General features: G+C 40.0%; 1 protein-coding gene. It reads left to right on the top strand.

What is annotated here, in order from left to right; all coding sequences use genetic code 11:
• The coding region (locus ABD745_RS19405; protein ID WP_344834067.1) for an Ig-like domain-containing protein at nt 1-1,508 on the top strand (1,508 nt) is incomplete at both ends.

Consider the following 1,508-nt stretch of genomic DNA (forward strand, 5'->3'; position numbering starts at 1 on the left):
TATCAGTGGTATTTAAATGGGGTTGCCATTACGGGAGCTACACAAAATACCTTCACTCCTGTAAATGCAGGAAACTATACGGTAAAAGTAACTATGGGAACCTGCCCTCCGGTGACAACACCTATCTACAAAGTATTTGCATGTACAAGAAATACAACAGCAAGCATCAATGTCTGTGCAACTAAGGTTATTACACCTGCCTTCTCATTCACAACATCGCAGACTCCCGTACCAAGTACAGTTACAATACTTACCCAGCCTACACACGGAGTAGCAACCATTAACTCTGCAGGCCAGATCACTTATATTCCTAACGCGGGATATCTGGGTCCTGACACTATCGTTTACCAGTTCTGTGGTAATGCAGCAGAATTTATTGACTGTGAACATGTAACTCTAAACTTAAATGTTGTTCCTTTCGTTTTAATGGATACAACAATTAAAGCGTGTCAGTACAACGGAAAAGGATTCTTTGATCTTACAGCAGCTGTTGTAACATTATATGATCCGGTAACCAAGAAATTCTACCCTACTCTGGCTGATCTTAATGCAGGAACCAATCAGATTATGAACCCTACCAATTATCTTGCTGCTGCAGGATCGGTTTATGTAAAAGTAACAACGAACGAAGGATGTACAGGAAATGCTAAAATCACTTTAGCCTACCTTCCGACTCCGGTGGTAACGGAAGCTACTTTAAGCGAATGTTTCCTTGATATTGATGAAACTAAAGCGAAGTTTGATTTAAGGATTGCAGCCGTTTCAACAGAAACTCCAATCACTAAAAAATACTATCCGACATTCGTAGATGCAAGCAATGCCACTAATGAAATAGTAAATCCTGACATTTACATCTCAGGGAATGCAACTGTTTATATCAGAGTTTACAACAGCAGTCAGTGTTATGCCATTGCCAAAGTAAACTTAAAAGTAATTCCTCCGAAAAGATCTCCTTTACTGGTTGACAAAATAATCTGTATCGACAGCAGAACAAACCTTGATCCAGGACCAGGATATCAGTCTTACCAATGGAGCACAGGGGCTACCACTCAGGTATTATCAGGAGTTAGTGTAGGTGATTACTGGGTAATCCTTAAAGATAACGGATGTTTCGTGAAACAGTTTGTAAGCGTTAAGAAAGCGGAAGATCCTGTTATTACGGAAATCGAAATCTCTAACAATACGGTAACCGTTCATGTAACAGGTGGAAAAGCTCCTTATCAATACGCTGTGGATTCGCCTGCGAACTGGCAGGATTCTAATGTATTCACAGGACTTACAAGAGGACAGCATACATTCTATGTAAAAGATTCTTACAACTGTACACCGGTTTCTGTAGAAGTTACAGTACCCAACCTGCTGAATGCCATCACTCCGAACGGGGATAACAAAAATGACTTTATCGACTACAGTGAATTAGCTTACAAGGATAACCTTACTTTCGTGATCTATGACAGATACGGAAACAAGATATTCACAGGGGATAAATTCAACAATTACAAATGGGA

The sequence above is a fragment of the Chryseobacterium ginsenosidimutans genome (assembly GCF_039536845.1).
GTDB classification, from domain to species: Bacteria; Bacteroidota; Bacteroidia; order Flavobacteriales; family Weeksellaceae; genus Chryseobacterium; species Chryseobacterium ginsenosidimutans_B.